The following is a 25,710-nucleotide window of genomic DNA, read 5'->3' on the forward strand; positions in this document are numbered from 1 at the left end:
TAGCAGTTTGTAGCCGGGAGAAAACACCGTCACTAGCCGGCCGACCACCCTCCATCCAGCGGCAGTACCGCACCGGTCATGAAACTCGATGCATTGGACGAAAGGTAGATAACGAGACCGACCAGTTCCTCCACATTCCCCCAGCGGTTCACCGGTGTCTTGGACATGATCAGCTTGGTGGTCGCCTCATCCTCCATGGCATCCTTGTTGATGTCAGTGGAAAAGTAGGATGGTGCGATGGCATTCACCGTAATACCGCGTGTCGCCCATTCCTGCGCCAGACATTTGGTCATGGCGTTGATCCCCCCCTTGGAAGCGGCGTAGGGAACCATGTAGGGAAGCGGATAACTCCCCATGGCCGAGGAGATATTGATCACTCGCCCGGCTTTTGCCTTGAACATGTGCTGGCCGACGATCTGGGTACAGAGGAAATAACCCTTGAGGTTAACATCCAGGATCTGGTCCCACTGCTCATCGGTCCATTTCAGGAACGGCACCGTCCACCCCTGTCCCGCGTTGTTGACGAGGATGTCGATCTTGCCGAACGCCTCCATCGTCTTTGCCGCCAGGTTTTCAATCGATCCCCGGTCGAGCATGTCAGTAGCGACGGCAAGCGATTTGCGCCCCAGAGCTCTTATCTCCTCGGCCACTGCATCCAGGTCGGCCTGGGTACGACTGGCAACGACCACGTCGGCGCCCGCCTGAGCGAGCCCCAGGGCAATGGCTTTGCCGAAACCACGGCTCCCTCCGGTTACTATGGCAACCTTCCCCTCCAGATTGAATATGTCCAGACTCATATGCTCTCCCTTAAATAGAATTGTTGCTTTTTTCCGAACAGTCCCGACAGCTCTTCATGCACACCGAGACGTTATGCTCCCGTGAAATTCGCCTTCCGTTTTTCCAGAAATGCGGCGGTCCCTTCCTTTGAATCCTGCGTTGCAAAGGTCTTGGCAAACTGGGTCAACTCCTTGTCAATGCCGGATAAAAGATCGTGGTCCAGCACCAGGTTGACACAATCCTTCGCCCATTTAACCATCAGGGGGCTTTTCCCCATGATCGCCTTGGCAAGCCGTGCAACCGCAGCATCGAGTCCTTCAGGCTCGACAACCTCATTCACCAACCCCCATTTGCAGGCATCGGCCGCATTAATCGGCTTTCCGGTCAGGATCATCTCCATCGCCTTTGCCTTACCGACGATCCTGGGAAGCCGCTGGCTCGCCCCTCCGCCGGTGATGATCCCAAGGTTGATTTCAGGCTGGGCAAATGACGCCCGCGTCGTACATATCCGGAAATCGCACCCCAGCGCTATCTCGCTCCCCATCCCCCAAGCCATGCCATCTACTGCCGCAATGACCGGCAGAGGAATTTTTTCCAGCGACGTTGGGCTGAAATGATGGTCAAGGATCTCCTTAACCTTTTCCCAGCCCTGCTCCGCAGAGATCTTTGACCAGGAATTGAGCATGTTTATGTCCGCGCCGGCGAGGAAGTTTTCACCACTCCCTTTAAGAACGAGAACACGCAGTGAAGTATCGGATCCGACATCCGCCACGGCAGCCTTCAACTCCTGAGACATCTGCTCGCTGTAGGCGTTGAATACCTTGGGACGGTTAAACGTTATGGTGGCAATGCCATCTTTCTTGTCCAGAATGATAGTCTCAAAAGACATGGGATTCACCTTTCGACCAGTTGTTTTGTTTATGCTGCTACGGCACTAGCGCAAGCTGACCTTGCCCACATTTTCCTTGATGTATTCGGCAACGGTTTCTCCCGGCAGGCCGGAAATGAAGCATTTGTGAATGCCGATCTTCTCCAGTTCTTCGAAATCCACCTCGGGGATAATGCCACCGATTATCACCAGGACATCAGTCATACCGTTTGCCTTGAGAGCAGGGATCAGCTTCTTGGCAATCAGCATGTGTCCGCTCGTCATGATGCTGAGCGCAATCACGTTAACATCTTCCTGGATCGCCGCCGTGACGATGTCGTCAACCGTGCCGAAGCGGAAATAGACCACCTCCATGCCCGCATCCCGCAGTTCTCGCGCGATCAGCTTGCTAGCGCGACCATGGACGTCGATTTTTTTCTTTGCCAATAGTACTTTTATGTGTTGATTGGACATACCATTCACCTCGAATTATCAATCTTCATTGAAGTAGTAGACTCTGCGCGCACAATCCCTGTTACCGACAGAACCAGCCTATTCCGTCACTACCCAACCGAACACATCCCGCATCACCTGGCACATCTCGCCGTTCGTAGCCCCCTTCAGCGCAGCTTCCACCAGAACCGGCATCAATTCACCCTGGCCATCCCGCAGTTCCAGACAGGCATTCTTCACCGTTGCCAGGGCCTTGTCCACATCCCCCTGGTTCCGTTTGGCCTTGAACGCCTTCAACCTTTCCAGTGCCTTCACTTCCAGAGCGGTGTCAACCTTGAATGGTTCATAGTTGTCTTTTCTGTCCATGACATACTTGTTAAGGCCCACCACCGGTTGTTTGCCGCTCTTGATCTTGACCTTGGTTGCATAGGCGCTGTTGTCGATGGCCCGCTTGATGCTGCCGTCAGCGAGACCTTGCCTATAGCCTCCCTGCTCTTCCAGTTCGTTGTATATCTTCCAGGCAGCCTGCTCCATCTGATCGGTTAATGCTTCAATGTAATAGGACCCTGCCAGGGGATCTGCCACATCCGGCAACCCGCTCTCCCACATCATGATCTGCTGGGAGCGTAAGGCTGTCCGGTGCGACAGTTCCGTCGGGATGCCAATCGTTTCGTCGTAGGAGCAGGAATGTATCGACTGTACCCCCCCCATGACTGCCGCCATGAGTTGCATGGTGATGCGCGCCGTGTTGTTGAGAGGTTGCTGGGCGGTCAGCACATTGCCACTGGTATGGACATGCACCCGGGCATGCATGCACTGGGGCTTGGTGCAGCCGGCGTCTCTGGTTATTTTCGCCCACATCCGCCGATGGGCCCGCAGCTTGGCGACCTCCTCGAAGAAATTCATCTGGATGCCGATCTGGAAACCCATGCGCCCAACAAAACTGTCCGGTTCAAGCCCACGCTCCTTACAGGCATCGATAATCGACTTGCCCCAGGCCAAACCATACGCCAGTTCCTGGACCGGCGTGGCACCAGCCTCTGACAATCCGTACATGAACAGGTTGGCCGTGTTCCAGGCGGGGATATTGTTGGAACAGTACCTGATAAGGTCGGTCATAAGCAGATAGCCATTTTTCGGCTCCCATGAAGGGATGTCCTGAACAGCGGTCCGCGGATACCAGTTCATGGAGTTGCCATGAAGAACCCCGGGTTCCTCGCCGCGCCGGATTGCGGCTGCCGTTATCAGTGCCAGGGCGGGGAGACAGTTATCGCCGGTTATCAGCGAAAAATTAGTCGTGTTGAGATCCCACCCCTGGATAAGGTCATCATAGTCTTCCACGGTACAGAGGGTGACGCCGCATTGCCCGACGTTGCCTTCGGCCTCGGGATGGTCGGAATCGATGCCGTACATGGACGGGATATCCAGTACCATGTTGAACACCTTGTTGCCGAAATACCCCTCCATCCCTTGGGCAACCAGGGTCTCCATCTTCTTCCTGGTTTCCTCGACTGTCCCGTAACCGAAAACCATCTGCTGCATCCAGGGGGTCAGGGCGTAACCGTCGGGGTAGAGGCCGCGGGTATAGGGGTAAACCCCGGGCATGGTTGCCAGGTCAAGCCCCTGGATGTCTTCCTGGGTATAGACCGTTTTCAGGGGGATGCCCGACAGGTTTTCCCGTTGCTTCAGCTTGGCAACGTATTTTGCCCGGGCTTTCTCCCAATCCTCTTTCACCTTGGAAAAATTTTCATTAGCAACAGGACTACTCATATTTACTCCTCCGTTTCTATTCGTATGGGGCGGGAACCCGTGGCGTCGGCATGAAGCTTAATTCCAGGATATTTTGTCGACTATCTGTTGTTCCGTGGCGTCGTGCCATTGTCTGCAAGGATTCTCGCTTTTTCAACGAGATCAACAACCTGTTCAGATGCACTGTATGGATCAAGTTTCAGATTCTCTATTTTGTTGATCCACTTCTGCAGATCCCTATCTGTTTTCAATGTTTCCAAGAATCTGTCCCTCACCTGCTGTGTAAGAATGTCCAGAAATTGCCTGCTTCTTCGTTTTTGACATATGCCGGTAAAAATATTCCGTTCCGTTATAAACATCAGGTGCTCAAAAATCACCGTTACAAGGTCTTCTACTCCATCTCCCTTCAACGCAGACACTTTGGCAATCGGTACTCCCCATTGATCGGCCTTGATGTTTGCACACTGAAACTCTTTCCCCCCATAGGTGACCGGCATCTCGAAACTTAAATCGTTTACCGCTCCATCCGCACCCGGCTGATCAGACTTATTCACCACCAGGATATCGCCGATCTCCAGGATTCCGGCCTTCATCGCCTGGAGGGAATCCCCGTATCCCGGAACCAGGGTCAGAACCACCGTATGGGCAATCTTGGCAATATCCATCTCCACCTGACCGACCCCCACGGTTTCAACAATGATGACCTCCTTGCCAAAGGCATCGAGCACATCGACCGCATCGTTGATCACTGGTGCCAACCCACCGCTGGCGCCTCGAGCTGAGAAAGAACGAATAAATACCCCGTTGTCGCCTGAGAACTCTGTCATCCTGGCACGGTCGCCAAGGATTGCTCCGTCGCTAAACGGGCTGGATGGATCGACTGCCAGAACACCTACTGTTTTTCCGCGCCTTCTTATCTCCCTGACGAGTGCTGCAACCAGGCAACTTTTCCCTGCCCCCGGTGGTCCGGTTATCCCGATGACATGAGCTCTGCCGCATTTGCAGTAGAGACCTTTCAACTCCTCGATCCCTTCCGGATTCCGCCGTTCGAGCAGGGAGATCAGCCGGGAAATGGATCTGTCCAGGGTTTTCAAAACGATTTGTCCACCGCCTCCCAGGCCGAGACGTCGCCCCAGGCAAGAGCGGCTATTTTGCCGTCGGTGACCGGCAGGATATTGCCGATAAAGAACTGGGCGCTCCTGATTTTTCCGTCCAGAAAGGCAGCGTCCGTGTTCTTCTGAATGAATGACTTCCTGCTCTCCGCATCTTCAAGCTTCTTCTTGAGAAACAGTTCCTCGAGTTGCCCGTGCGCAACCACTGCGCCCCAAAGGAGAAACCACGCCACAACCACATCCCCGAAGGCCTCCAGGAAAGGGGTCGCCTTGAGATAGGAATAGTGCACTCCGTTTGCTTCGGCCCCTTCGGCAAGGTGGGCCGGTATACCCGCCAGAGCTGATTTCGTGCGCTCGAACTGCTCGATATGCTTCTTCAAGCCGGGCAGTTCTGCTGCACGGTTTACCATCCCATCCATATCCTTCAGGAATTCCGCAAAGACCTGCCCCTTTTTCATCCTGATCTTACGCAAAGCCAGGTCCATTGCCTGTATTCCCGTTGTCCCCTCGAAAATGCAGGCAACTTTGGAATCCCGCATGAACTGTTCGACCGGATACTCCTGGGTATAACCGTATCCCCCATATACCTGGATGGCGTGGGAAGCGAATTCCACCCCCTTCTCCGTGGGGTAAGCCTTGCAGAGCGGTATCAGCAAATCGACAATCCCCTGCAGCTTCTTTTTCTCTTCCTCGTTGTCGACGACTGCCATCCGGTCCATGGCGTAGCCGCAGTAATAGAGCATCGCCCGCATCCCCTGAATGTACGATTTCATCATGAGGAGCGTACGACGAATATCAGGATGGTGAATAATCGGAACCTGTCCGGAATCCGGATCAGCGATACTCTGACCCTGCCGTCTCTCCAGGGCGTACCTCAGTGCATGCATGTAGGAAACCGAGCAGGTCCCCTGGCCCCACATCCCCACCTCGAGCCGCGAGGCATTCATCATGTGGAACATGATCTTGATGCCATCCTGCTCCTTGCCAAGGAGGTAGCCAGTGCAGCACCCCTTTTCGCCAAACGACATGGTAGTGGTCGGCGATGCCTTGATCCCCATCTTGTGTTCGATGCCAATACACTTGACGTCGTTCGCCTCCCCTAGAGATCCGTCAGAATTGATCTTGAATTTGGGAACAATAAAGATCGACAACCCCTTGGTCCCCGCCGGATCCCCTTCAATCCTGGCTAGAACCATATGTACCGTGTTCTCACACACGTCGCTGTCGCCGTTGGTAATGAATATCTTCTGACCAACCAGCGAATAGGTACCATCCGTGTTTCTCGTCGCCTTGAACTCGATGTTCCCCACGTCCGAACCCGCCGCAGGTTCCGTCAGGGCCATCGTGCCGAGCCACTCACCCCCGTACATCTTGTGCAGATACTGACTCTTCTGCTGTTCCGAGCCGAAAAGTTCAATGAGTTTGGCGGCATCGTGAGTAAGGTTGACGTAGCACATGAACGGGAAGTTGGCGGCAAAGAACATCTCATGGGCCGCATTCTTGATGACATGGGGGAGTCCCTGGCCGCCAAGGGTCTCCTCTTCGCAAGCAGTGAGCCAGCCGTTCTCAACGAAGCTCTGGTAAGCCTCTGCCGTACCGGGAACCGAATAAACTTCTCCCCCCTCAAAGCGGGCACCGACCTTGTCCCCTTCGATATTCAGCGGGAACAACACCTTTTCGGCAAACTTGCTCGCCTCTGAAAGCAGCAATCCCAGGACTTTCTCGTTCCATCCGGAAAAACGGTCGGACGCACACAGGTCCTGGACTTTTAACTGCTCAAAAAGGGCGAATTTCACATCACGTTCATCGACTAACAGATTTGCCATGGCATCCGTCTTTCTTTTGTGGAGGATTGAACACCTGTGTCTACTAACCCTTGTTGAAGACCGGCTTGCGCTTTTCCAGGAAGGCCAGAGTCCCTTCCTGTGCATCTGCTGTCAGGAGGATTTTGCAGAACTGGTCCTGCTCGTAATCGATCCCCCCACGGAGAGGTAGATCACCCCCTTCGTAGACCAGCTTCTTGCAGATATCCAGCACTACCGCTCCCTTGTCGATCAGCCTGCCGGCAAACGCGTTGACCGCCTCCATCAACTCATCGCGGGGGACCACCTGGTTGACAAGGCCAATCCTGTAGGCCTCCTGGGCATCAATGGGGTCGCCGGTGGAAATCATCTCCAGCGCCCTGGTCGGCCCGACAAGTTCCCGCAGACGCTGGCTCCCCCCTGCACCGGGAATGATGCCGAGCTTTACCTCGGGCTGGCCGAATTGGGCTTTTTCTGCTGCAATCCGAAAATCACAGGCCATGGCAAGCTCGCATCCCATGCCAAAGGCAAGACCGTTTACTGCAGCAATGGTCGGCTTGGGACAATCCTCTATCATATTCGGATTGACCAGTTGCCTGAGATCCTCCTTGATCTTTGCGGCATTCCCCAACTTGGTCCAGCCATTGACCATATTGATGTCCGCACCGGCCATGAACGCCTTGCCGGCACCGGTCAATACGATTGCCCTCACCGATTTGTCCGCTACAAGCTCGTTGAATCCCGTTATAATATCTGCGGCAAGGGTCCGGTTGTATGCATTCAATACCTCTGGCCGATTAAAAGTCAGAACTCCAACTGCTCCGTTACGCTCCAGCATGATTGCTTCATAACTCATTATCCGACCCTCTCTTCCTATCAGTTATCCGAATAGTACGACCGTTCGGTTTACATGTCAAGTACAAAAATTCCTGTTCTTAAATTTTTTCGAGAAGGTTTCAGATCATCTCTATGACCGTTGCCATTGCCGGTCCACCACCGACACAGAGGGAAGCAACCCCGTATCTACCTTGCCGCCGTTTCATCTCTTCCAGCATGGTCACGATGATCCGTATCCCCGTGCACCCAACGGGGTGCCCCAGGGCAATCCCCGACCCGTTCGCATTCACACGGGAGAGGTCGATGTTCAGCTCACGATTCACGGCCAGAAATTGGGCCGCAAAGGCTTCGTTGATTTCAAAGTAGTCGATGTCTTTCATCTGCAGGTCGGCATATTTCAAAGCCTTGGGAATGGCATAGGCCGGCCCGATTCCCATGATCTCCGGTGCAACACCGAAGGAAGCCGTAGCCCGTATCCGGGCAATGGGGCTCACCCCAAGCTCCCTGGCCCGCCTTGCTGTCATGAGCACAAGCGCGGCAGCACCATCGTTGATGCTCGAAGCGTTGCCCGCCGTGACCGTGCCATCTTTTTTGAATGCCGGTCTCAGGGCGGCCAGCTTCTCCCGGCTCATGTCCGCCCGGGGATGCTCATCGGTGTCGATGACGATGGTCCCCTTGCGACTCTTCACTTCCACCGGCACGATTTCAGCCCTGAATTTCCCTGACTCCGCGGCCGCAACGGCCCGCTGATGGCTCAACAAAGCCAGATCATCCTGTTCCTCGCGGGAAATGCCGTATTTCTCCGCCAGGTTCTCAGCGGTTATCCCCATGTGCGTACCGCTGAAAGCATCGATCAACGCATCGTGCAGAAGATGATCCTCGATAGAATCTGAACCGAGGCGCAGGCCCTGACGGGCATTGAGGAGCAGATAGGGAGCCTGGGACATGCTCTCCATCCCTACAGCAACACCTACAGACGTCTTCCCAAGGAGTATCTGCTGCGAGGCGATTTCCAGTGCCCGCATGGCTGACCCGCACAACTGCTCCACCGTAGTGGCTGCCCCCTCGAGAGGTATTCCCGTCTTGAGCTGGACCTGGCGCGCCGGGTTCCCCTTGGCTCCTGCCTTGTAGATCATCCCCCCGACAACCTCTTCCACCAGTTCCGGACCAATCCCGGCCTTTTTCAAGGCCCCCTGAACGGCAGCAATGCCCAGATCCACCGCGGACACATCCTTGAGTGCCCCCATGAAATCTCCAATCGCCGTACGGGCTGCTCCGACTATGACTGCTTCTTCCATGAAATCGGCCTCCAGTTTGCGTAGTTTCACTGCTGCATAAAATCAAGAACTATTTCATCACGCCTTTTTTCTGACAGTGCCGAGAGAGCCCCGAATCTCCGCAAGTATCGCGGCTGCAAGATCCGCCTCCGGTAATTTCCTGCCATTTAAGGTTGTACAGACCAGGGTCACCGTCGGCCCGGTAAAAAGCGGGCTGGCGGCGCACGCTACGGAACAGCCGCTGGCAACCAGCACCAGGTCGACAGACGGGCAATCTCCCCACACCCATTCGATATCAGGGGCAAGCGCCTGTACCTTCCTGACAATCCCGGGCGTATCCACCTCAGGGTTGCAGTTGCCGCAATACTTGACACAGACCCTGAAATGCCCCATGGCCCCGCTATTTTTCTTCCTTTATGCCGGCCAGTTTCTTGGCAAGCTTTACCTTATGGCCGAGATTTGCCTGGCGGAGGATCATGACTCTCTGCGCCTGGGGAGAGCCGGCACCATGCATGCTTTCCACCAAAGCCGTGCCGCCCGTCATATTTTCAACGAGCCGGGCCATCCGCATGCGCTCTTCAGTGGGAGCTTCGTCCACCCCCCGGAAATACTTCTCTACATATTTGCCGATCTCATCGTGGTGCAGATCCTTCTCCGAAGGCATGGTTGCCATGCAGCCACCGGAAATATCGTGGGAAAGGCGTGCAATCTCATAGATGAAACGGGTCACGTTCTGCTTAACCGTATTGGCCAGCAGGGGATTGACGAAATAGGCCCCTGACGGCGTGGGAGCACCCTCACAGGAGCAGGCGATGGAACCGCAATAAAGGGTCTCGGTGAGGTGGACCATCTCCACGATCTTGTCACGCACGTGGGAAGCCTTGGCTGCTCCGTTGTACTCTGCCATAGCGGTAGTTGCGCCGATGATCACATCGCTCACGCCTGCCTTGCATCCACCATAGTTCTGTCGATGATAGCTCGCGAAACGCTCAACCAGCAGCCCCGCATACTTGTACTCTCCGCACATGAAGACGCGTTCCCACGGGACGAAGACATCTTCAAGTATGGTCAAAGCCTCGCCTCCGACAGTTCCATACTCAGCATTACCCTGATCAAGGTCTCCCTTTTCCAGACGGCGTGTATCGTTGGTTTGACGACCAAAGATATGGATGACACCGGGGGAATCCGTGGGGAGAGCACAGGCAACCGCATAGTCGCCGTCCTCCTCCCCCATGGCCATGGTTGGCATAATCAGCATTTCATGGGAATTGACAATTCCGGTCTGGTGAACCTTTGCCCCACGAATGACTATCCCCTTGTCATTCTTTGCCACCACGTGCACGAACATGTCCGGGTCTTTCTGTTTTGCCGGAGGCAGCCCCCTGTCCCCCTTGGGATCGGTCATTGCTCCCGCCACCATCAGGTCATTGTCCTGTATATATTCGAGGTAACGCCTAAAACGCTGGTGATAGTCGGTACCAAGCTCCTGGTCCATCTCATAGGTTACCGTATAGTTAGCGTTCAGGGCATCCCACCCCACACAGCGCTGGTAGCAACTTCCCGTCTTCCCTGCAATAAGCCGCAACATCTTCACCTTTTTTATGAGATCGTCGGTGCTCTGGTGGATATGGGTGAAGCGGCTGATTTTACTCCCCGTCAGGTGTGAGGTGGCTGTGACGAGCGCTTCCGTGGTCGGATCATGGGCCAAGTCGAACGTCAATGCAGCCGCATTGATATGGGGCTGGAACAATGGGTGATCTACTATGCTGTCAATCTTCTCTCCAAAGGCATAGACTTTGATATTGAGCGCCCGAAGGCTTTCCCGGTAGGAATTCCCATCTCTTAGTGCCATCTTTACCTCCCCCCAAATGTTCCCGAGTATTTGAAAAATAAGATTTTCTGTCTACCGCTGCTACGAGTCCACACATCGACTGGCCATCATATACCGAACGTTTGGTATAGTATGATAAAACAGCGTCACATTGTCAAGGGAAAAAATAATTCAATAACTACTGACGGGCCGGGGAAAACACGAAAGTAGTGTTCTCGATTTTGAAAAATTTACACTAGATGGAACTGAAGCAGAATACCGCGGAAGGTGTTAGGTAACGTGAGGGGAAGGACTCTTAAGGATTTGAAGAACGGTGAAACGAGTGAAAAGACAGCGGGACCGGATTGGAGTCCGGTCCGCCCGCTACTTACCTCTGGTCAAAATGGCAAAGAAGTGCTCTGCAAGGTCTTCTATGCTTAACCGGTCGTCCTCCTTGTACCAGATGGTGGCATAGTTACACATGCCCAGGATCGCCTTCGCGGTAATGGAAGGCTTTAACCCTCTGAACAAACCATGCCCCTCCTTCTGGATTTGTTCGATAATCTTCACTACCTGCTCTTCATAGAGCCGTTGTTGATTCTGGTAAATAACTTTGTTTTTACCTGTCAGGTATTTGGTATCCCTTAGATTGATCGTTAACACATCCCTCCTTTCAACCACCAGTTTCATATGGAAGTGAAGGAATTTGTGCAGTTTTTCAACCCCATCCATATCGGGATCTTTAAGTACCGGTTTGAAAGCATCAATATATCCGGGGAGGAAATTTTCCAGTATGGCAAGAAGAATCCCTTCTTTGCTTTTGAAATAATGGATCACCGTACTTTTGGAAATACCGACTTTGGAGGCAAGCATGCCGATGGATGCACCGGGATACCCCTCAATATTCATCAATTCGATCGCAGCCGTAATCAGTTTGTCGTAGGTATTTTCCATAGGCTAGCCCTTTCATTCGACGGATTGTCATTGCAGTATTCTGGCACTGTTGTCCCCAGGCAATCTGCTGTAACTTTCAGCTACAAGAAAACAGACCGAAAGTCAATAGACTTGTGTGCTCCACTTCTACTTCACAGCACCTTGCGATTACTGCCACACCAAATTCCACCAAAGGTTCCCGGTGACGCACCATGGGAGCGAGTTTCCAGGAAACAACCCGAATATATTTCCGGATCAAGCAATAAGGCACGGACCGAGCCGCCTACGTCGGCACTACTCCCTCGGTAATTGTTGCCGTGTTATCAATGATGAACTCGGAGCCGCTCACAAACTTAGACTCGTCCGACGCCAGGTACAAGACCATGTAGGCAACATCATCAGGCTCACCCAACTTGGAAAACAGGTCCCGTGCTTTGTCCATACTTGCATCCGCAGTACCAACCGCCGACTTGATAAATCCTTCAACCAAGGGGGTGAGGATCCCCCCCGGATGAATGGAGTTGCACCGGATATTGTATTTATTCTGGGCACAATGGACAGCAACGGATTTGGTCATGGCACGAATCGCCCCCTTGGAAGCGGAATAGGCAAACACAAGGGGATAGCCGCCGATGCCGGCAAGGGATGACAGATTGACGATAGATCCTCCCCCCGATCTTCGCATTGCTGGTATGGCATGCTTGCAACCGAAGAATGTACCGTCCGTGCCGACGGCATTGACAAAACGCCAATCTTCCACTGTCGTGTGTTCAACATCAGCCACAACCACCACACCCGCGTTATTAACCAAGATGTCCAGGCGTCCGAAGCGTGACAACGTCTGCTCGATAATGGCAACCCACTGCGCCTCGTCACTGACATCATGCCGCAGAAAGATCGCTCCTTCACCTAGTGAATTAGCCAACGCCTGACCATCTTTTACATTGATATCCGTAATTACGACCCTTGCTCCCTCGCGCGCAAGAAGCCGTGCACTGGCAGCCCCTAAGCCAGATGCTGCACCAGTGACAATTGCTACCTTTCCCTCGACTCTTCCCATATCCTTACTCCTTTTTAGACCATCAGTCTATGGCACTAAACGTGCCCCTATTGTACACACCATACACCATTACTTGAATAGTACCTGCTAGGCCAACATGGTGCCGAAAAAAACGGACAGCCGCATGGTCTTTCCCACAAATTTTGCGAACTAACTGGATGTTCTTATCTCTGGTCATGACAGTTACTTTCCAATAGATATCCTTCAAGCTGATTTCGCTATGTTGGCGGGAGACAGTGGCAACTTCATACCATCTCGTGAAAGGCCCAGGATTTCTACCAGCCGCCACGCCGTCTCCCCCCCGATGCGCCGAAGCGCTTGTTCACTCATTGCAAGCTCCTCAAACAGCCGTACCTCTTCCAGGATCGATGCAGGGTTGAGCCCCGCATCAGACCCGAACATGATCCGCTCGGCGTGCTCCTCCCAGGAAGGGAGCCACCTTCCCACATCTCCCCCTTTCTCTAGGGTAGAGATCAACCCTGTCGTATCCAGATAGAGATTGGGAAAGGTGTTCAACAAGCGGAAGGCAAGATCAAGGCGGGGATAGAACATGTGGGCTGCCACCACCGTTAGTCCCGGGAAAGCAGAAAGAAGCGTGGCAAGGTCTCTGGCCATCTCTTCTTCGTGGTATCGATTGCGGTAAGTGGCAGAGAAACCGGTATGGAGATAGAGGATACGCCGGTTCTTTGCCAGAAAGGCACAGACATCGTGCATCCATTCTGCATCCAGACGGATGTCCTGAATGAAAGAGTGGATCTTGACACCAGCAAAATGACGGTTGAGGATAAACTCATTCAGCATCTCACTGCGCTCACCAGAGGTATCATGGGGGTGGAGAGTGAGAAAGGGAAGTACCCCGGCGTTCCCTGAGCAGAACCTGTCGTTCCATTCATTCACTACCCGGGATGTGCGGGGAAAGATAGCAAAGAAAAAATTGAAGCACCCTTGGATGCCAGACCCAGCAAGGTCGGCCATGAGGCTCTTCGGGGTCGGGGGCTTGCCGGTGGTCCGCACATCGTCATGACATTGCTGCTGCAGCCATCGCCACCCGCTCTCGAGACGGCTGCGGCTCATCACGTGCACATGGGCATCAAAGGTTACATAGCGTGATATGTGCATGCCGTGACCACCTCTTTGCCATCTAAAGGACTGCGATTCCTGCCGCAGGCCGCCAATATCTCGCCACCCAATCAACAAAAACAATGTTCGTATATTATATATACCGAACGGTTGGTTTATTTTTCTACAGACAAATAACACAATATCGGAGAGAATGCAAGTCAAACACATGCAACAAACAATGGTTTGAAATATGAATATTTTTCTGTCAGATCCCAATAACAAGGCGGCGCCAAGTTCAACGCACCTGATGGCAGTGGCTGGCGGACACAGGGAAGCGGATCTGTATATCCACAACTGTCGCGTCCTCAATATCTATTCCGGAGAGATCCTTGCCGATGTGGGGGTGGCTATCGCCGGAGGGCGGATTGCCTATGTGGGCACCTCCCGGGGCATGGTCGGCGCCGGCACGGAAATGATTGATGCGGAGGACGGCCTACTCGTGCCAGGGTATGTGGAACCCCACTCCCACTTCGACCTGATCGTCTCCCTCGGACGCATGGCCGAAGCGGTCCTCCCCCTCGGGACAACAACCGTTGTCAACGACACCCTCGCCATGGTGGGGCGCTTCGGAAAAACAGGACTCGACTATCTCCAGTCGGCAGCCTCATCTCTCCCCCTGCACGTCTTCTTCATGGTTTCCCGCACCAGCCTTGCACCGGAACTTGAAGAACTGGGGTATCCCACCGGCGCCAGTCTCAGCGCTGAGGAACTTGCAGACGCCCTCGGCGATGACCAGGTCCTGGGGACCGTAGAATCTCTTCCCTGGCGCAAGCTTCTGGCCGGCGACCCGAACCTCATGGCAAGCATGGAACTGTTACTCAGGAGCGGCCCAGGCACCAGGGGCATTTCCCCGGAGCCCGGGCCGACCAGATCCAGGCACTTGCAGCTGCTGGTTTCACTGACTGCCACGAAGCCCTGTCCGCGGAGGAAGCGCTGGACCGCCTGCGGGCAGGTCTCTATGTAATCCTGCGCCACGGCCCCGCACGTCCTGACCTCCCTGCTTTGGCCCGACTCGTCCATCGTGAAGAGGTGGACCGCTCACGGCTGATGTTCACCACGGACTGGGTGCCGCAGGCCGCTCTCGTGCAAACCGGACACCTGAACCATGTCATCGCCACTGCCCTGGAACTGGGGATATCACCCATTGATGCCTATCGCATGGCAACCCTTAACCCGGCCCGCTACCTGGGGATCGAGGATGATGTGGGGGCCATCGCTCCAAGAAGATATGCGGACATCCTCTGCCTCGCCACCCTCCAGGAACCGCTACCACGCTGGGTGATGGCCTCAGGCCGCGTAGTGGCAAGGAATGGCCTGACCGTGGATGGATGGGACGGGGAGCGAGCGGAACCGAAACTCCCCCCCTATCAGCCGCCGGTTCAGGAGACACACGTCACCGACTTTCGCATGGCCACCAATCGAAGAGGAAATGTGATCGTGCCTACCGTCGAACTGGTCGACAAAACCGTGACCAGGCGCCGGGACCTGCATATGGCAGTGAGAGATGGGGTGGTTACGCCCGAAACCAGACGAGAAGTGATCCTTAAGATGGCCATGCCCAAACCGGAAGGGGGTTTCGCTGTCGGTTTTCTAGTGGGGATGGGCGCTCATCTCGGAGGCTTCAGCACCTCGGTGGCCTCAGACCCCTACCACACCCTGGTTATCGGCAGCAACGACCACGACATGGCCACGGCATACAACCGCATGGTTGGCAACGGTGGGGGGATTGTGGCCGTGCAGCAAGGCCAGATTGCGGCTGAACTCCCACTCCCTATGGGGGGATTCATATCCACGGCCCCTGTCCCCGATATCGCCGCGGACATCGAGCTCCTGAACCGCTGGGCCCAGGAGCTCGGGTGCCCATGGGACGACATCTTCCTCATTCAGCGCTACTTCACCTACATTGGCGTCCCTTTTTTCCGCATGCCCCCCTGGGGGATCTACGACGTGAAGGAACGGGCCTTTCTGCCACCGGTGCTTGACTGAACCGGGCAGCACATCAACCCGATGAGGCATACGATGAAGATATTTCAACTTGTCCAGTGACAGCCCCCGTAACTGCGCGACGCTACGGTCCCTGAGTCAGGGCACGGCAAGGCGCTCATCAAGATTGGGGGTGCCGGAACCTGCCACTCTGACCTGCACGTCATGGAATGGATATCAGGAGCCCTCCCCTTCAAAAGTAGCCACACAGCCTTCAAAGCCAGCACCGTCCTCGGCCGGATCGGGGAGCCGTCCGATATTGCCGGCATCGTCGCCAACCTTGTCGCCCCGACGCGGGCTGGATAATCACCGGTCAGGTCATCTGCGCTACCGGCGGCATGCAGCTCTGAAAGGCAGGAACATCATGTATCTTGAGTTAATAACCTATACAGCCGAGGACGGTCTCGAACTTGATGCCGCCTTGTACCGGCAGAGAGGGAAAGGACATGCCCCTGATCCCCTCATCATCTTGACCCACGGGGCCTCCTGGATGAATTTCTACACCGGCCCGCAACGTTTTTTGCCCCGCTACCTGGTCCTGGCAGGGTATGACTGCCTTGCCATCAACAGCCGCGACCGGGATATTGGCTATCTCCATCCCCCCACCGGCACCTGCTAGGGATGTTCCGGTGCCGCTTCGAGGATGTCCTGCTCGATCTCCCCGGAGCCCTGGCCTGGGGGCGTGCCCAGGGCTGCCGGCGCTTCATCCTCGTCTGTCATAGCTTCTCCAGCCAACGGGGGGGGATATTTTCTCTCCCAGACTCCGGGGAGCGGCATCGAGGCCCTGGCAATGATGAGCCCCCCGGCCGGCATGCGTGCAAACCACCGCTTCTGGGTGGATGACTGGGAGGGGTTCGTTGCCCGGGCCCGCACCCTGGTGGAGGAGGGAAGGCCGGACGAGATCGTGCTCGAGCGTCCCACCGGCCGGTTCCCGGTTATTGCCAGGGCCGCAACCGTTCTCAACCTCTGGGTCGATCACAACGCCATCGAGCAGTGCGAATTCCTGTCCGGTCTCTCGGTCCCCCTTCTCCACACCCTAGGGGGAAAAGGAAGCAGCTCTCGTCCCGATCCGAGAGAAAGGGGACTGGATTGCCGGAGTATGGGGAGGGCCGGTGACGCGGGCCGTCATCCCCGACTGCGGACACTTCTACCGTGAACCCCCCGAGGGGCTGGCGGAAATAGTTCTGACATGGCTCGAGAAGATTGTTCCCCGATCGTGACCGGACCATGAAGAACGAAAACAACTCATGATATGGGAGGGGGAAAACAGCCAAAAGCGGAGGGACCGGCAAAGGACGTTACCGGAAAATTGACTGCGATATTGCGAAAAAAGCTCTGCCAACGCCTGTAATCAACGCCTCGTTACACCTGCATTGCAGCTCAATCGGCGTCTGAAATCCTTCGGATGTGAATGCCGAGCTTGCGCATCCTGGCACGAAGAGTCGAGTGGTTGATACCGAGTATCAATGCGGCCCCCTTGGGTCCCTCTATACGGCCGTTCGTATCCGCAAGCACCTGCAGGATATGGCTCCGTTCGGCTTCTTCCAGGGTCAGCCGTGGTGCTGCGGTCTTTTCCGTTACCAAGGAACTCTTCAGGTTATCGAGCAGTTGGAGGGATGGGCCGACGGTATTGATCGCCGCACGCTCGATGACGTTTTCCAGTTCCCGCACGTTCCCCGGCCAATCGTAGGCCTGTAAGGACTTCATCACACCTGCGGGAATGCGCCGAATACTCTTCCCCAGTTTCCGGCCGAATTTGTTCACGAAGAGATTGATGAGCAGGGGGATATCTTCCGTACGCTCACGCAGCGGCGGAACCGTGATGGGAAAGATGTTGAGGCGATACCACAGATCCTGACGAAAACGCCCCTTGCGGACCTCTTCCTCCAGGTCCCTGTTGGTGGCGGCAACGATACGGACATCGACCTTTAACGTGCGCGAACTGCCCAACCTCTCGAACTCTCCTTCCTGGAGCACCCGGAGGAGTTTCGCCTGGGATTCCAGAGGAAGTTCACCGATCTCGTCGAGAAAGAGGGTATTGCGGTCGGCAAACTCGAAACGCCCGATCTGCCTCACCTGGGCACTGGTAAACGCACCCTTCTCGTGGCCGAACAACTCGCTCTCTATAAGATTTGCAGGAAGCGAGGCACAGTTCACCTTAACCATCGGCCGATCTCGACGCTGGCTCGCCGCATGAATCGCCCGGGCAACCAGTTCCTTGCCAGTGCCGGTTTCCCCCAGTATGAGGACGGTCGTGTCCGTAAGGGCAATCTGCTGGATCTTGGCCAACACCCGTTTGAGGGGAAGACTCTGGCCGATGATATGATGCACATCGTAGTTCAGATCGATCTCCTCCCGCAAATACGTGCAGTCAGCCGCAAGTTCCTCGTTCAGTTCCTTGATCTGCTGAAACGCTTTGCGAATCTGCAGTTCTTTCTGCTTCCTTACCAGGGCGTTGGCAAAGATTTCCCCCACAAGACGCAACCGTGGCACCAGTTCATCCGGCCAGGAACGGTAGCTCCGGACCGTCGCAAGGGAAAGAGTCCCGAAGACATGCCCCCCTACCGAGATCGGAACCGACACCTGCGACTTTATGCGCAATGCCAGCAGTGCCGTTATATCAGTCGCCGCCTCCGCCGGCAGGTCATCCAGATGGGAAAACTGTACGACCTTCCCAAGATGAAACATCTTCGCAAACCAGGGGAAAAGATTATGATCGGGGGCGATAAACCCGGGGTCAGGCTTTGCGTCATCGTGTATCCACGAATGAAAAACAAGGACGCGGGAACCGTCTTCGGAGAATTGCACCAGGTTGCATCGGTCGGCCCCCAAAAATTCACCAAGCCTCTGGAGACCAGACTCAATCGTCTTATCCACCTCTTCCACAGGGAGATTGGAATAGACTGAAGATATCTCCGAAAGAAGCATCTCGAATCTCAGACGTTCTTCCAACGTGCTGCTGTTTGGACCACAAGAAGAACAGTCTACCGGAGGATTGCTCTCTCCCTGCGTCGCACCCCCCCTGTTTCCGCTTCCTCCAGGTTTCTCCATTCATCGCCTCCTCGGCTAACGACATCGCTGCCACCCACGACAGCGCTTTCCAGCGAAACTTTTCTTTCAATTGTTACACTACTGTTAAATACAACAGGAAACAAGCATTATCTTTCTGCGTACCATTAAATGTTGTGACTATAACATAGCAGATTAACGGCTAGTTACAGTTTCTGCTCGCACGATCGGTATATGGCACGAAAGCTGCGATAATAAATAGAGTGCAGCAGCATCAAAATACAAAAAATGAAAGGATTCATCATGGGATTTCAGGAATTGCTTTACGAGAAAACAGAGGGAGTCGGGGTAATCACCCTGAACAGACCAGATCGGCTGAACGCTCTCAACCGCACCATCCTGTTGGAGTTGATCCAGGTGTTGCAGGAAGCGACTACCGATAACGAGGTACGGGTTGTACTTATCACCGGCGCGGGAAAAGGGTTCTGTGCCGGGGGTGACCTCAAGGGCCATCCGAGTTTTGAAACATCGGACCCGCTGGTTCGCGAGGGATACGTCAAGGAATCCCATCAGGCGATACTCCTTCTGCACCACATGCCTAAGCCAGTTGTCGCAGCGGTCAACGGGGTAGCCGCCGGGGCGGGGATGAATATCGCTCTATCCTGCGACATCCGGCTTGCTTCCGATACCGCTGTCTTTACCGAATCGTTTATCAAGGCCGGAATCATGACAGATATGGGTGGCAGCTACTTCCTTCCCAGAATCGTCGGTGTGGGACGTGCCATTGAAATGATCCTCACTGCCGAGAAGATAGATGCCGCAGAGGCTTGCCGTATAGGTCTGGTCAACAAGGTCTTCCCCGACGCAGAATTCAGAACCGCAGCCCTCAGTTATGCGAAGGAACTGGCCAAGGGGCCGAGACAGGCCTACAAAATGGCAAAATGGGCCATTTATACAGGATTGCAACTCGACCTGGAGGATGCCTTGAAACACGAAGAACTGGGGCAGGCGCTGCTGATTGGAACTGAGGATTCGAGCAATGCAATCAAGGCCTTTATTGAAAAACGAACTCCGGTTTTCAAATAGGAATAAATTCTAAAGATCTCAAAACAACAGGAGAAAATCATGATAATCAAGAACTTACCAAAGAAATGCGATATTTTAATCATTGGTTCGGGTGCGGCCGGACTTACGTTTGCGCTCGCCGTAAAAAAGTTTAAACCGAATTTGCACGTTCACGTGGTGGAAAAGACCGAGAGTGTCGGCGGGTGTACGGCATACAGCGGCGGAGGAGTCTGGCTCCCCGGCCACCGGTTCATGGCAGACCCTTCCCAGGACACCGAAGCGGCCCGCCGGTATGTCAAAAATGTTTACCCGGAGATTGACGAAAAATGCCTCGAAGGATTCCTTGCTGATGCACCAAACCTGTTGGATTTTTGGATCGCCAATGGTGTCGAGATGGAGAAATCCATCGGCTACCCCGATTACTACATGGAGAAGGAAGGCTCCGCCAGGGAGAGATCGGTTTTCCCCGGAGTCTACAAGGGGCCAAAGAAATACCGCTCCCTGGTCCGCAAAACCCCCGCCTATTATGTCCCCTTTACCCTTAATGAGGCTATGACCTGGGGTGTGCACCGTTTCGGGCACTGGAACAAGACTCTGTTGACCAAACGAGCCGTTGCCGGACATATGACCATGGGAAAGGCATTCATTGCTTTCCTGCTGGAGGCGTGCATCGAGGCCGGTGTTGATCTCTCCCTCAACAGCACTACCGAAAGGCTGGAAATAGAGAATGGCACCGTGACCGGGGCGATAATAAACGGTCAGCGGATAACGGCGCCGGTAGTCATGATGGCAAACGGCGGTTTCTCCCACAACCCTGAACTGATGAAGCGGATCGACGCCGAGAGACCCATTCTCTCCGTAGCCCCCGAGGAGTGCGATACCGGCAACGGAGGGCTGGGCCTTGCACTGGAAGCCGGGCTCAAGATCGGCAATCCGTACTGCTGGTGGTCACCTGTCTTCAAAACCTACGATGACCGGATCGAGGAAAAACCGGGACCGGATCTCTGGGCCTATCACAGTGCTCTCTATGACCGTTGCTGGCCTGGAGGCATCATGGTCGATGGCAACGGCAAACGGTTTACCAATGAATCAGCCTGTTACAATACTGTCGGCGGAGTGCTTGCCCAGGGAAAGGATCCGGCACTTAACAACGTATGGCTCATCTGGGGCGACTACTACGTCAAAAACTACGTCAGGGGAATCGTCTCTTACCTGCAACCTGCCAAGAGCTACATGAACAAATCAAAGACACTCGAAGATCTGGCGGACAAAATCGGAATCCCTGCGGCAAACCTCAGGGAAACGGTGGAGCATTGGAACTCCATGGCAGGAAAGCAAAAAGACGACGATTTCCACCGGGGAGAGAGTCCGTACGACAATTATATGGGAGACAAGTTCAGAAACGGCCACCCCAATATCGAGAAGGTCGAAGGGCCATACCAGGCGGTGCGGATGCATGCTGGTACGCTCGGAACGAAGATGGGGCCGATCACCGATGAGTACGGTCGCACTCAGCTGGAAAACGGCCAATTCGTGACCGGACTCTACGCCTCGGGAAACGCTGCCGCTTCCTTCTTCGGGAACTTCTACCCCGGCGCCGGCGCAACCCTGGGACAGGGGTGCGTCTTAGCGTATCGTGCCGCGCGTCATGCCTGCGGCCAAGGGGATTGAAACCACTGGGCCGCAAATTTTATAAACCGATGATAACAGGAGGAACAGATGGGAAAACTCGCCGGAAAGGTGGCAATTATTACCGGTGGATCGCGCGGCATGGGTCGGGCTACTGTCGAGGTTTTCACTAAAGAAGGCGCCAGGGTAATCATCGCAGATGTTCTTGATGCCGAAGGAACGGCACTGGCACAAGAGATGGGAGACGGCGCAATTTACCGCCATCTTGACGTATCAGACGAAAGGGGATGGGGAGATGTGGCAAGAAGTGCGATAGATTCATTCGGCCGCATCGACATACTTGTCAATAACGCCGCCATCTTTTTATACGCATTAATTGACGAAACCAGGAGCGAAGCCTTCAGGCGGTTACTCGACATCAACGTTATCGGCCCTTACCTTGGAATGAAAACGGTAATCCCGATCATGAAAAAACAGCGGTCAGGGTCCATCGTCAATGTCTCATCCACGGACGGTCTGCGCGGGTCCTGCGGCATGGGGGCCTACAATGCCAGCAAGTGGGGGGTCCGTGGCCTTACCAAGTGTGTAGCCATGGAAGTGGGCCCCTTCGGTATCAGGGTCAATTCACTCCATCCCGGCACAGTCGATACACCGATGTTCAATCCGCACGGGCTGGACAGGGATGCCCTCAATGCAAGTTTCGGCAAACAGTTCCCCGGAGTCTCCCTGAGCCGGGTTGGCGATCCTTCGGAAATAGCCCGCGCCAGCCTCTTTCTGGCCAGCGACGACGCTTCTTACGTTTCCGGGGCGGAGCTGGCTGTGGACGGTGCCTGGACCTGCGGCGTCTACCTCCAAGAGAAACCGGAACCTAATTAAAAACAATTGGCAACTGGATGGGGAGCATGCCACTCCCCCAGTTGCCAATCCCGCCTTTGTTCACCGCATGCCAGTAAGCAGCTGACGAATTTTTTCACTCTGATTTGCTTCGTGACGCATATGGCTCCAAAGCAGCGATTCCACAGTTCCCTCCCCCAGATCCGGATGCCGGCAGCACTGAGCCAACGACTCCTGCGAAAGCCCTGCAACAAGCTGAAGCATTTCCTGACACAATGCCCGTTTATCATCTATCAGCTTATCCAGCAATTGAACCGCCAAGGTTTCCTCCGGCCTGAACGTAGCGACGTTTCCGTCAGCTACCATAACGCCCGACACGTTCCGTAGCCACTCCCGACTCTGAGCACCAGTCCGGGATATCTCTACAAGGCTGCTCCATAAAGCGAAACGACTGTCGCTGCCGAGACGTTCTAAAAATCCGGAATCGAGATGCCCCACTAACCGCTCCAGATCGTCAGCCAGGGCCTGAAGTCCGGCCAGGATGTCGGCCCTGCCCAGGGCGGGATGGCCTGCAGGAGCGATCCGGCAGCGTCCACCACGCAGTGGCTGGTCTCCGGCAAAACTGCACAAGCCGATGTCGGTAGGAGTAATTGCATTTGCATTGGCCTCCCAGAGACCTGACAACCCGGGCTCTCCCGGCTCCCGCTCCGGGTACCACCAATACCCCTCAGGTTGAACCGTATCAGGTCGGATTTTGTCGGTCAGGAGAGCCTTCTGACGGATGCGCCCTTCAGGACGTTCGATGATCACCCACTCTCCATCATTGATACCATGACGGGCTGCTGTCTCAGGATGAATCCAGACGGGTGGATCGGGACAATGCTTGCGCAGGGCCTCGATCTGATGGAGGTTGGACCCCATGAAATAGCGGGTACGATTCCCTGCTATCATGTGATAGGGGTAAAGGGCCGGGTCGTCCACTTCCGGCGTGCTGTAGGGTGGCCCCTCGTAGACAGGGAGAGCTTCAATACCTGCCCTTTCAAACATGGTCGGTAACAGCTCTACCTTTCCCGACGGGGTGGCAAACCCCTGTTGTTCGTGTTTTTTGTGCATGAGACGGGGAGCCTGGTAATTCCGCTCCTCTTTGGTCCACTGGGCAAAGGAACGCCCCGACGGAGCGAGGAACAGGTTGAGCATCCCTTCCAGGTCTGCCGGCCATCGGTCTTCCTGTCCCAGCCTCTTGCCAAGTCCTTTCCAGAGTTCATAATCGTTGCGCCGCTCAAAGAGAGGCTCCACCGCCTGCTCCCCGCACACGAAGAGGTGGGTCAACCCCCAGTGCATGCTGATGTCAGGCCGTTCCAGATAGTGGGCCGCGGGGAGAACATAATCAGACAGCTGGGCTGTAGGGGTCATGAACAGATCCATAGTCACCAGCAGATCAAGATTGGGGCTCGTGAACGCATCATGGGCAGCCCGTGCTCCCCCCATGGAGAGGAGCGGCTCTCCGTTCTGGACGATGACGGCCTTTACCGGATAGGGCTCTTCTGCAAGTACAGCGCGATAGATGGCGTTCTGGTTGGCAAACAGCATGTAGGCGGCCGCGTTGTGCCCCTTGGGGTGGAGACGGGCCTGGGTTTCGCGGAAGCGTTTGTATGCCTCGACGCCGATAATGGGGAACTCGGCGGAGCCAAGGGTATCCCGTGTGCGCAGGGGGTGATGCACCAGGGCATCCCAATGAATGTTGTCCAGCCAGGCGAACTGTCCCTCATCGTATTTCATGGCCAGGGGGTCGCCTCCCAGCACATCGAGATTGCCGGAGATTGCAACAAGAATCGCCCGCACAAGGGTGGCTGTACGACTGGCACCTTGACCAGCCTGCACCAATGCTACTCCGGGCACAAGACGGGCAGGACGCACTGTGCCGTACAAACGGGCCACCTCCTCGATCATCTCAACCGGAATTCCGCAGATTGCAGCGACCCGCTCCGGCGGATACTGCTCAATCACTTCCCGGGCCTCATCAAACCCTTGGCAATATGCAGCAACAAACTCCCGATCATAGAGCCCTTCACGAAGCATGACATGGGCGATACCCAGAGCCAGGGCCCCGTCAGTGCGTGGCCGGACCGGTACCCATATATCGGCAATTTCCGCCACACGGGTCTTGCGCGGATCAACGACCACTATTTTCATTCCTTGCTTCTTTCCCTGGATAAGCCGTTCCATCACCGTAGTACCTGATTCCGCGGGATTAGACCCCCAGATCAAGGCAAGCATGGTCTTACCCGGATGGACAGCCGCATACATCGTGTCATAACCATAAACCGAACTCTCGGCGAGAATATGCCCTACCCCGCAGTTACGCCCCTGGTTAACGAAATTGGGAGTACCGAACAGGTTGCAGAACCGCCAGGAGGACCAATCGCCCGGCCCCTTGTGGGTACCACCGAGGGTGGCCAGCATTTCGGGTCCGAACTGGTCGCGCAGAGATGACAACTTTGCCGCGATCTCGTCCAGAGCCTGCTCCCAACTGATCTGTTCCCATTTCATCTCGCCACGCGCCCCGATCCGCTTAAGTGGATAATTGAGGCGGCCCGGATGTTCATGAAGATCGAGGACACGTGGCCCCTTGACACACAAGCTCCCACTGCCGATGGGGCTCGTGGGATCACCCTTTACAGCAACGGGTCGTCCGTCCTTCACGGTAACGAGAACACCGCAATGTTGCGGGCAAATTGTACAGAAAGTGCGCTTTGTACAACTGTTACTTTCAGTCATTATTAGGCCTCTTTCTTTGGGGTAGTTACTTCTCGTACCACAGGCCGGCATCATTCAGTAGAAGGAATTGCGCGATTATATATTTTGGGCAAGGCAACGGTGAACGCCTCCGGTACAGGGGAAATCTGTCTTTGCTCGTAATCGAAAAACAGCATGGCCATTTTGGCTATTGCTATTTCCTCTCCCGTTCTCTCGTTCGTTACCCGATAGAAGGCATCGAAACCGTATATACCCGATGGAATAATCCCTAAATCGACACGAAGCATGTCCCCATGCGCAGCCTCAGTTTTGTAGATCACGGCGAGGTCTGCATCGATCAGGTTCATCTTCGTACCGAACATCCCGATGACACCTGCTTCGCGAAAGAACAGGAGCAATGCCTCATTGAGATAAGAGATAAGCATATGGTTGCCCATGTGGAAACCGGCCGCTACATCCCCTATACGTACCTGTAGTTTGGTAGAATAAATAAACTTATCGGGTAAATCTATCTGAACACGGGCCATGGTCTTCAACCTTTCCGGAGCGACTCGGCAGCCACTAAATACAAATTTCTTTTGTCATCCGTTCTTGCTGCAGCGGACCAGCGTCATTCAATAAATTTCTGTTTCC

At 54.9% G+C, this 25,710-nt stretch carries 24 protein-coding genes; 8 read left to right on the forward strand and 16 right to left on the reverse strand.

What is annotated here, in order from left to right; all coding sequences use genetic code 11:
- Window positions 1-32: 32 nt before the first annotated feature.
- The 13 genes from GMET_RS11110 to GMET_RS11170 form a co-directional block, all read right to left on the reverse strand.
- Window positions 33-797 (reverse strand): SDR family NAD(P)-dependent oxidoreductase, encoded by a 765-nt coding sequence (locus tag GMET_RS11110; RefSeq protein WP_011365962.1) that lies wholly within the window; start codon window positions 795-797, stop codon window positions 33-35.
- Window positions 798-868: 71 nt separating this feature from the next.
- Complete coding sequence (locus GMET_RS11115) at window positions 869-1,666, reverse strand: enoyl-CoA hydratase/isomerase family protein (RefSeq protein WP_011365963.1); 798 nt, start codon at window positions 1,664-1,666, stop codon at window positions 869-871.
- 45 nt (window positions 1,667-1,711) lie between these two features.
- The gene (locus GMET_RS11120; RefSeq protein ID WP_011365964.1) at window positions 1,712-2,119 is read right to left on the reverse strand and encodes a cobalamin B12-binding domain-containing protein; all 408 of its coding nucleotides are present in this window, start codon (window positions 2,117-2,119) and stop codon (window positions 1,712-1,714) included.
- A gap of 78 nt (window positions 2,120-2,197) precedes the next feature.
- Complete coding sequence (locus GMET_RS11125; RefSeq protein WP_011365965.1) at window positions 2,198-3,868, reverse strand: methylmalonyl-CoA mutase family protein; 1,671 nt, start codon at window positions 3,866-3,868, stop codon at window positions 2,198-2,200.
- An 80-nt stretch (window positions 3,869-3,948) separates the two neighbouring features.
- On the reverse strand, window positions 3,949-4,941 hold the full coding sequence (gene meaB / locus GMET_RS11130; protein ID WP_011365966.1) for a methylmalonyl Co-A mutase-associated GTPase MeaB: 993 nt from the start codon (window positions 4,939-4,941) through the stop codon (window positions 3,949-3,951).
- On the reverse strand, window positions 4,938-6,785 hold the full coding sequence (locus tag GMET_RS11135) for an acyl-CoA dehydrogenase (protein WP_011365967.1): 1,848 nt from the start codon (window positions 6,783-6,785) through the stop codon (window positions 4,938-4,940). The genes meaB and GMET_RS11135 overlap by 4 nt, the downstream gene beginning before the upstream one ends.
- A gap of 43 nt (window positions 6,786-6,828) precedes the next feature.
- The gene (locus tag GMET_RS11140; protein ID WP_011365968.1) at window positions 6,829-7,617 is read right to left on the reverse strand and encodes an enoyl-CoA hydratase/isomerase family protein; all 789 of its coding nucleotides are present in this window, start codon (window positions 7,615-7,617) and stop codon (window positions 6,829-6,831) included.
- A gap of 100 nt (window positions 7,618-7,717) precedes the next feature.
- On the reverse strand, window positions 7,718-8,926 hold the full coding sequence (locus GMET_RS11145; protein ID WP_238378916.1) for a thiolase family protein: 1,209 nt from the start codon (window positions 8,924-8,926) through the stop codon (window positions 7,718-7,720).
- Window positions 8,927-8,953: 27 nt separating this feature from the next.
- Window positions 8,954-9,268: a hypothetical protein gene (locus tag GMET_RS11150; protein WP_011365970.1), complete on the reverse strand. Its 315-nt coding sequence runs from the start codon at window positions 9,266-9,268 to the stop codon at window positions 8,954-8,956.
- Window positions 9,269-9,275: 7 nt separating this feature from the next.
- Entirely contained in the window at window positions 9,276-10,727 is a 1,452-nt protein-coding gene (locus GMET_RS11155; RefSeq protein ID WP_011365971.1) for a 4-hydroxyphenylacetate 3-hydroxylase family protein, read from the reverse strand.
- 342 nt (window positions 10,728-11,069) lie between these two features.
- Entirely contained in the window at window positions 11,070-11,639 is a 570-nt protein-coding gene (locus tag GMET_RS11160; protein WP_011365972.1) for a TetR/AcrR family transcriptional regulator, read from the reverse strand.
- A gap of 262 nt (window positions 11,640-11,901) precedes the next feature.
- Window positions 11,902-12,678: a glucose 1-dehydrogenase gene (locus tag GMET_RS11165; RefSeq protein WP_011365973.1), complete on the reverse strand. Its 777-nt coding sequence runs from the start codon at window positions 12,676-12,678 to the stop codon at window positions 11,902-11,904.
- A gap of 204 nt (window positions 12,679-12,882) precedes the next feature.
- The gene (locus tag GMET_RS11170) at window positions 12,883-13,797 is read right to left on the reverse strand and encodes an amidohydrolase family protein (protein ID WP_011365974.1); all 915 of its coding nucleotides are present in this window, start codon (window positions 13,795-13,797) and stop codon (window positions 12,883-12,885) included.
- Between the two features lie 250 nt (window positions 13,798-14,047).
- Between GMET_RS11170 and GMET_RS11175 the strand changes: the two genes are divergently transcribed.
- The 5 genes from GMET_RS11175 (at window position 14,048) to GMET_RS11190 (ending at window position 16,939) form a co-directional block, all read left to right on the forward strand.
- Window positions 14,048-14,764, forward strand: a complete 717-nt coding sequence (locus GMET_RS11175) for an adenine deaminase (RefSeq protein ID WP_041249146.1) — start codon at window positions 14,048-14,050, stop codon at window positions 14,762-14,764.
- Between the two features lie 2 nt (window positions 14,765-14,766).
- The gene (locus tag GMET_RS11180; RefSeq protein ID WP_274377791.1) at window positions 14,767-15,786 is read left to right on the forward strand and encodes an adenine deaminase C-terminal domain-containing protein; all 1,020 of its coding nucleotides are present in this window, start codon (window positions 14,767-14,769) and stop codon (window positions 15,784-15,786) included.
- 162 nt (window positions 15,787-15,948) lie between these two features.
- On the forward strand, window positions 15,949-16,089 hold the full coding sequence (locus tag GMET_RS18825) for a hypothetical protein (RefSeq protein WP_187148444.1): 141 nt from the start codon (window positions 15,949-15,951) through the stop codon (window positions 16,087-16,089).
- A 58-nt stretch (window positions 16,090-16,147) separates the two neighbouring features.
- Window positions 16,148-16,402, forward strand: coding sequence for a hypothetical protein (locus GMET_RS11185; RefSeq protein WP_011365976.1), 255 nt, complete (start codon window positions 16,148-16,150; stop codon window positions 16,400-16,402).
- A 171-nt stretch (window positions 16,403-16,573) separates the two neighbouring features.
- Window positions 16,574-16,939, forward strand: a complete 366-nt coding sequence (locus GMET_RS11190; RefSeq protein ID WP_041249148.1) for a hypothetical protein — start codon at window positions 16,574-16,576, stop codon at window positions 16,937-16,939.
- 224 nt (window positions 16,940-17,163) lie between these two features.
- Here GMET_RS11190 and GMET_RS11195 read toward each other — a convergent pair whose 3' ends face one another.
- The gene (locus GMET_RS11195) at window positions 17,164-18,834 is read right to left on the reverse strand and encodes a sigma 54-interacting transcriptional regulator (protein WP_011365978.1); all 1,671 of its coding nucleotides are present in this window, start codon (window positions 18,832-18,834) and stop codon (window positions 17,164-17,166) included.
- Window positions 18,835-19,080: 246 nt separating this feature from the next.
- Here GMET_RS11195 and GMET_RS11200 point away from each other — a divergent pair, with 246 nt between their 5' ends.
- From GMET_RS11200 to GMET_RS11210, 3 genes are read left to right on the forward strand one after another with little or no spacing between them, the layout of a single operon-like run.
- The gene (locus tag GMET_RS11200) at window positions 19,081-19,878 is read left to right on the forward strand and encodes an enoyl-CoA hydratase/isomerase family protein (RefSeq protein ID WP_148206080.1); all 798 of its coding nucleotides are present in this window, start codon (window positions 19,081-19,083) and stop codon (window positions 19,876-19,878) included.
- Window positions 19,879-19,917: 39 nt separating this feature from the next.
- On the forward strand, window positions 19,918-21,528 hold the full coding sequence (locus tag GMET_RS11205; protein WP_011365980.1) for an FAD-binding protein: 1,611 nt from the start codon (window positions 19,918-19,920) through the stop codon (window positions 21,526-21,528).
- A gap of 48 nt (window positions 21,529-21,576) precedes the next feature.
- Window positions 21,577-22,362 (forward strand): SDR family NAD(P)-dependent oxidoreductase, encoded by a 786-nt coding sequence (locus GMET_RS11210; RefSeq protein ID WP_011365981.1) that lies wholly within the window; start codon window positions 21,577-21,579, stop codon window positions 22,360-22,362.
- 60 nt (window positions 22,363-22,422) lie between these two features.
- Here GMET_RS11210 and GMET_RS11215 read toward each other — a convergent pair whose 3' ends face one another.
- Window positions 22,423-25,152 (reverse strand): molybdopterin-containing oxidoreductase family protein, encoded by a 2,730-nt coding sequence (locus GMET_RS11215; protein WP_337998864.1) that lies wholly within the window; start codon window positions 25,150-25,152, stop codon window positions 22,423-22,425.
- Window positions 25,149-25,604 (reverse strand): thioesterase family protein, encoded by a 456-nt coding sequence (locus GMET_RS11220; RefSeq protein ID WP_011365983.1) that lies wholly within the window; start codon window positions 25,602-25,604, stop codon window positions 25,149-25,151. The genes GMET_RS11215 and GMET_RS11220 overlap by 4 nt, the downstream gene beginning before the upstream one ends.
- Between the last annotated feature and the right edge of the window lie 106 nt (window positions 25,605-25,710).

Source organism: Geobacter metallireducens GS-15 (genome assembly GCF_000012925.1).
GTDB lineage: Bacteria > Desulfobacterota > Desulfuromonadia > Geobacterales > Geobacteraceae > Geobacter > Geobacter metallireducens.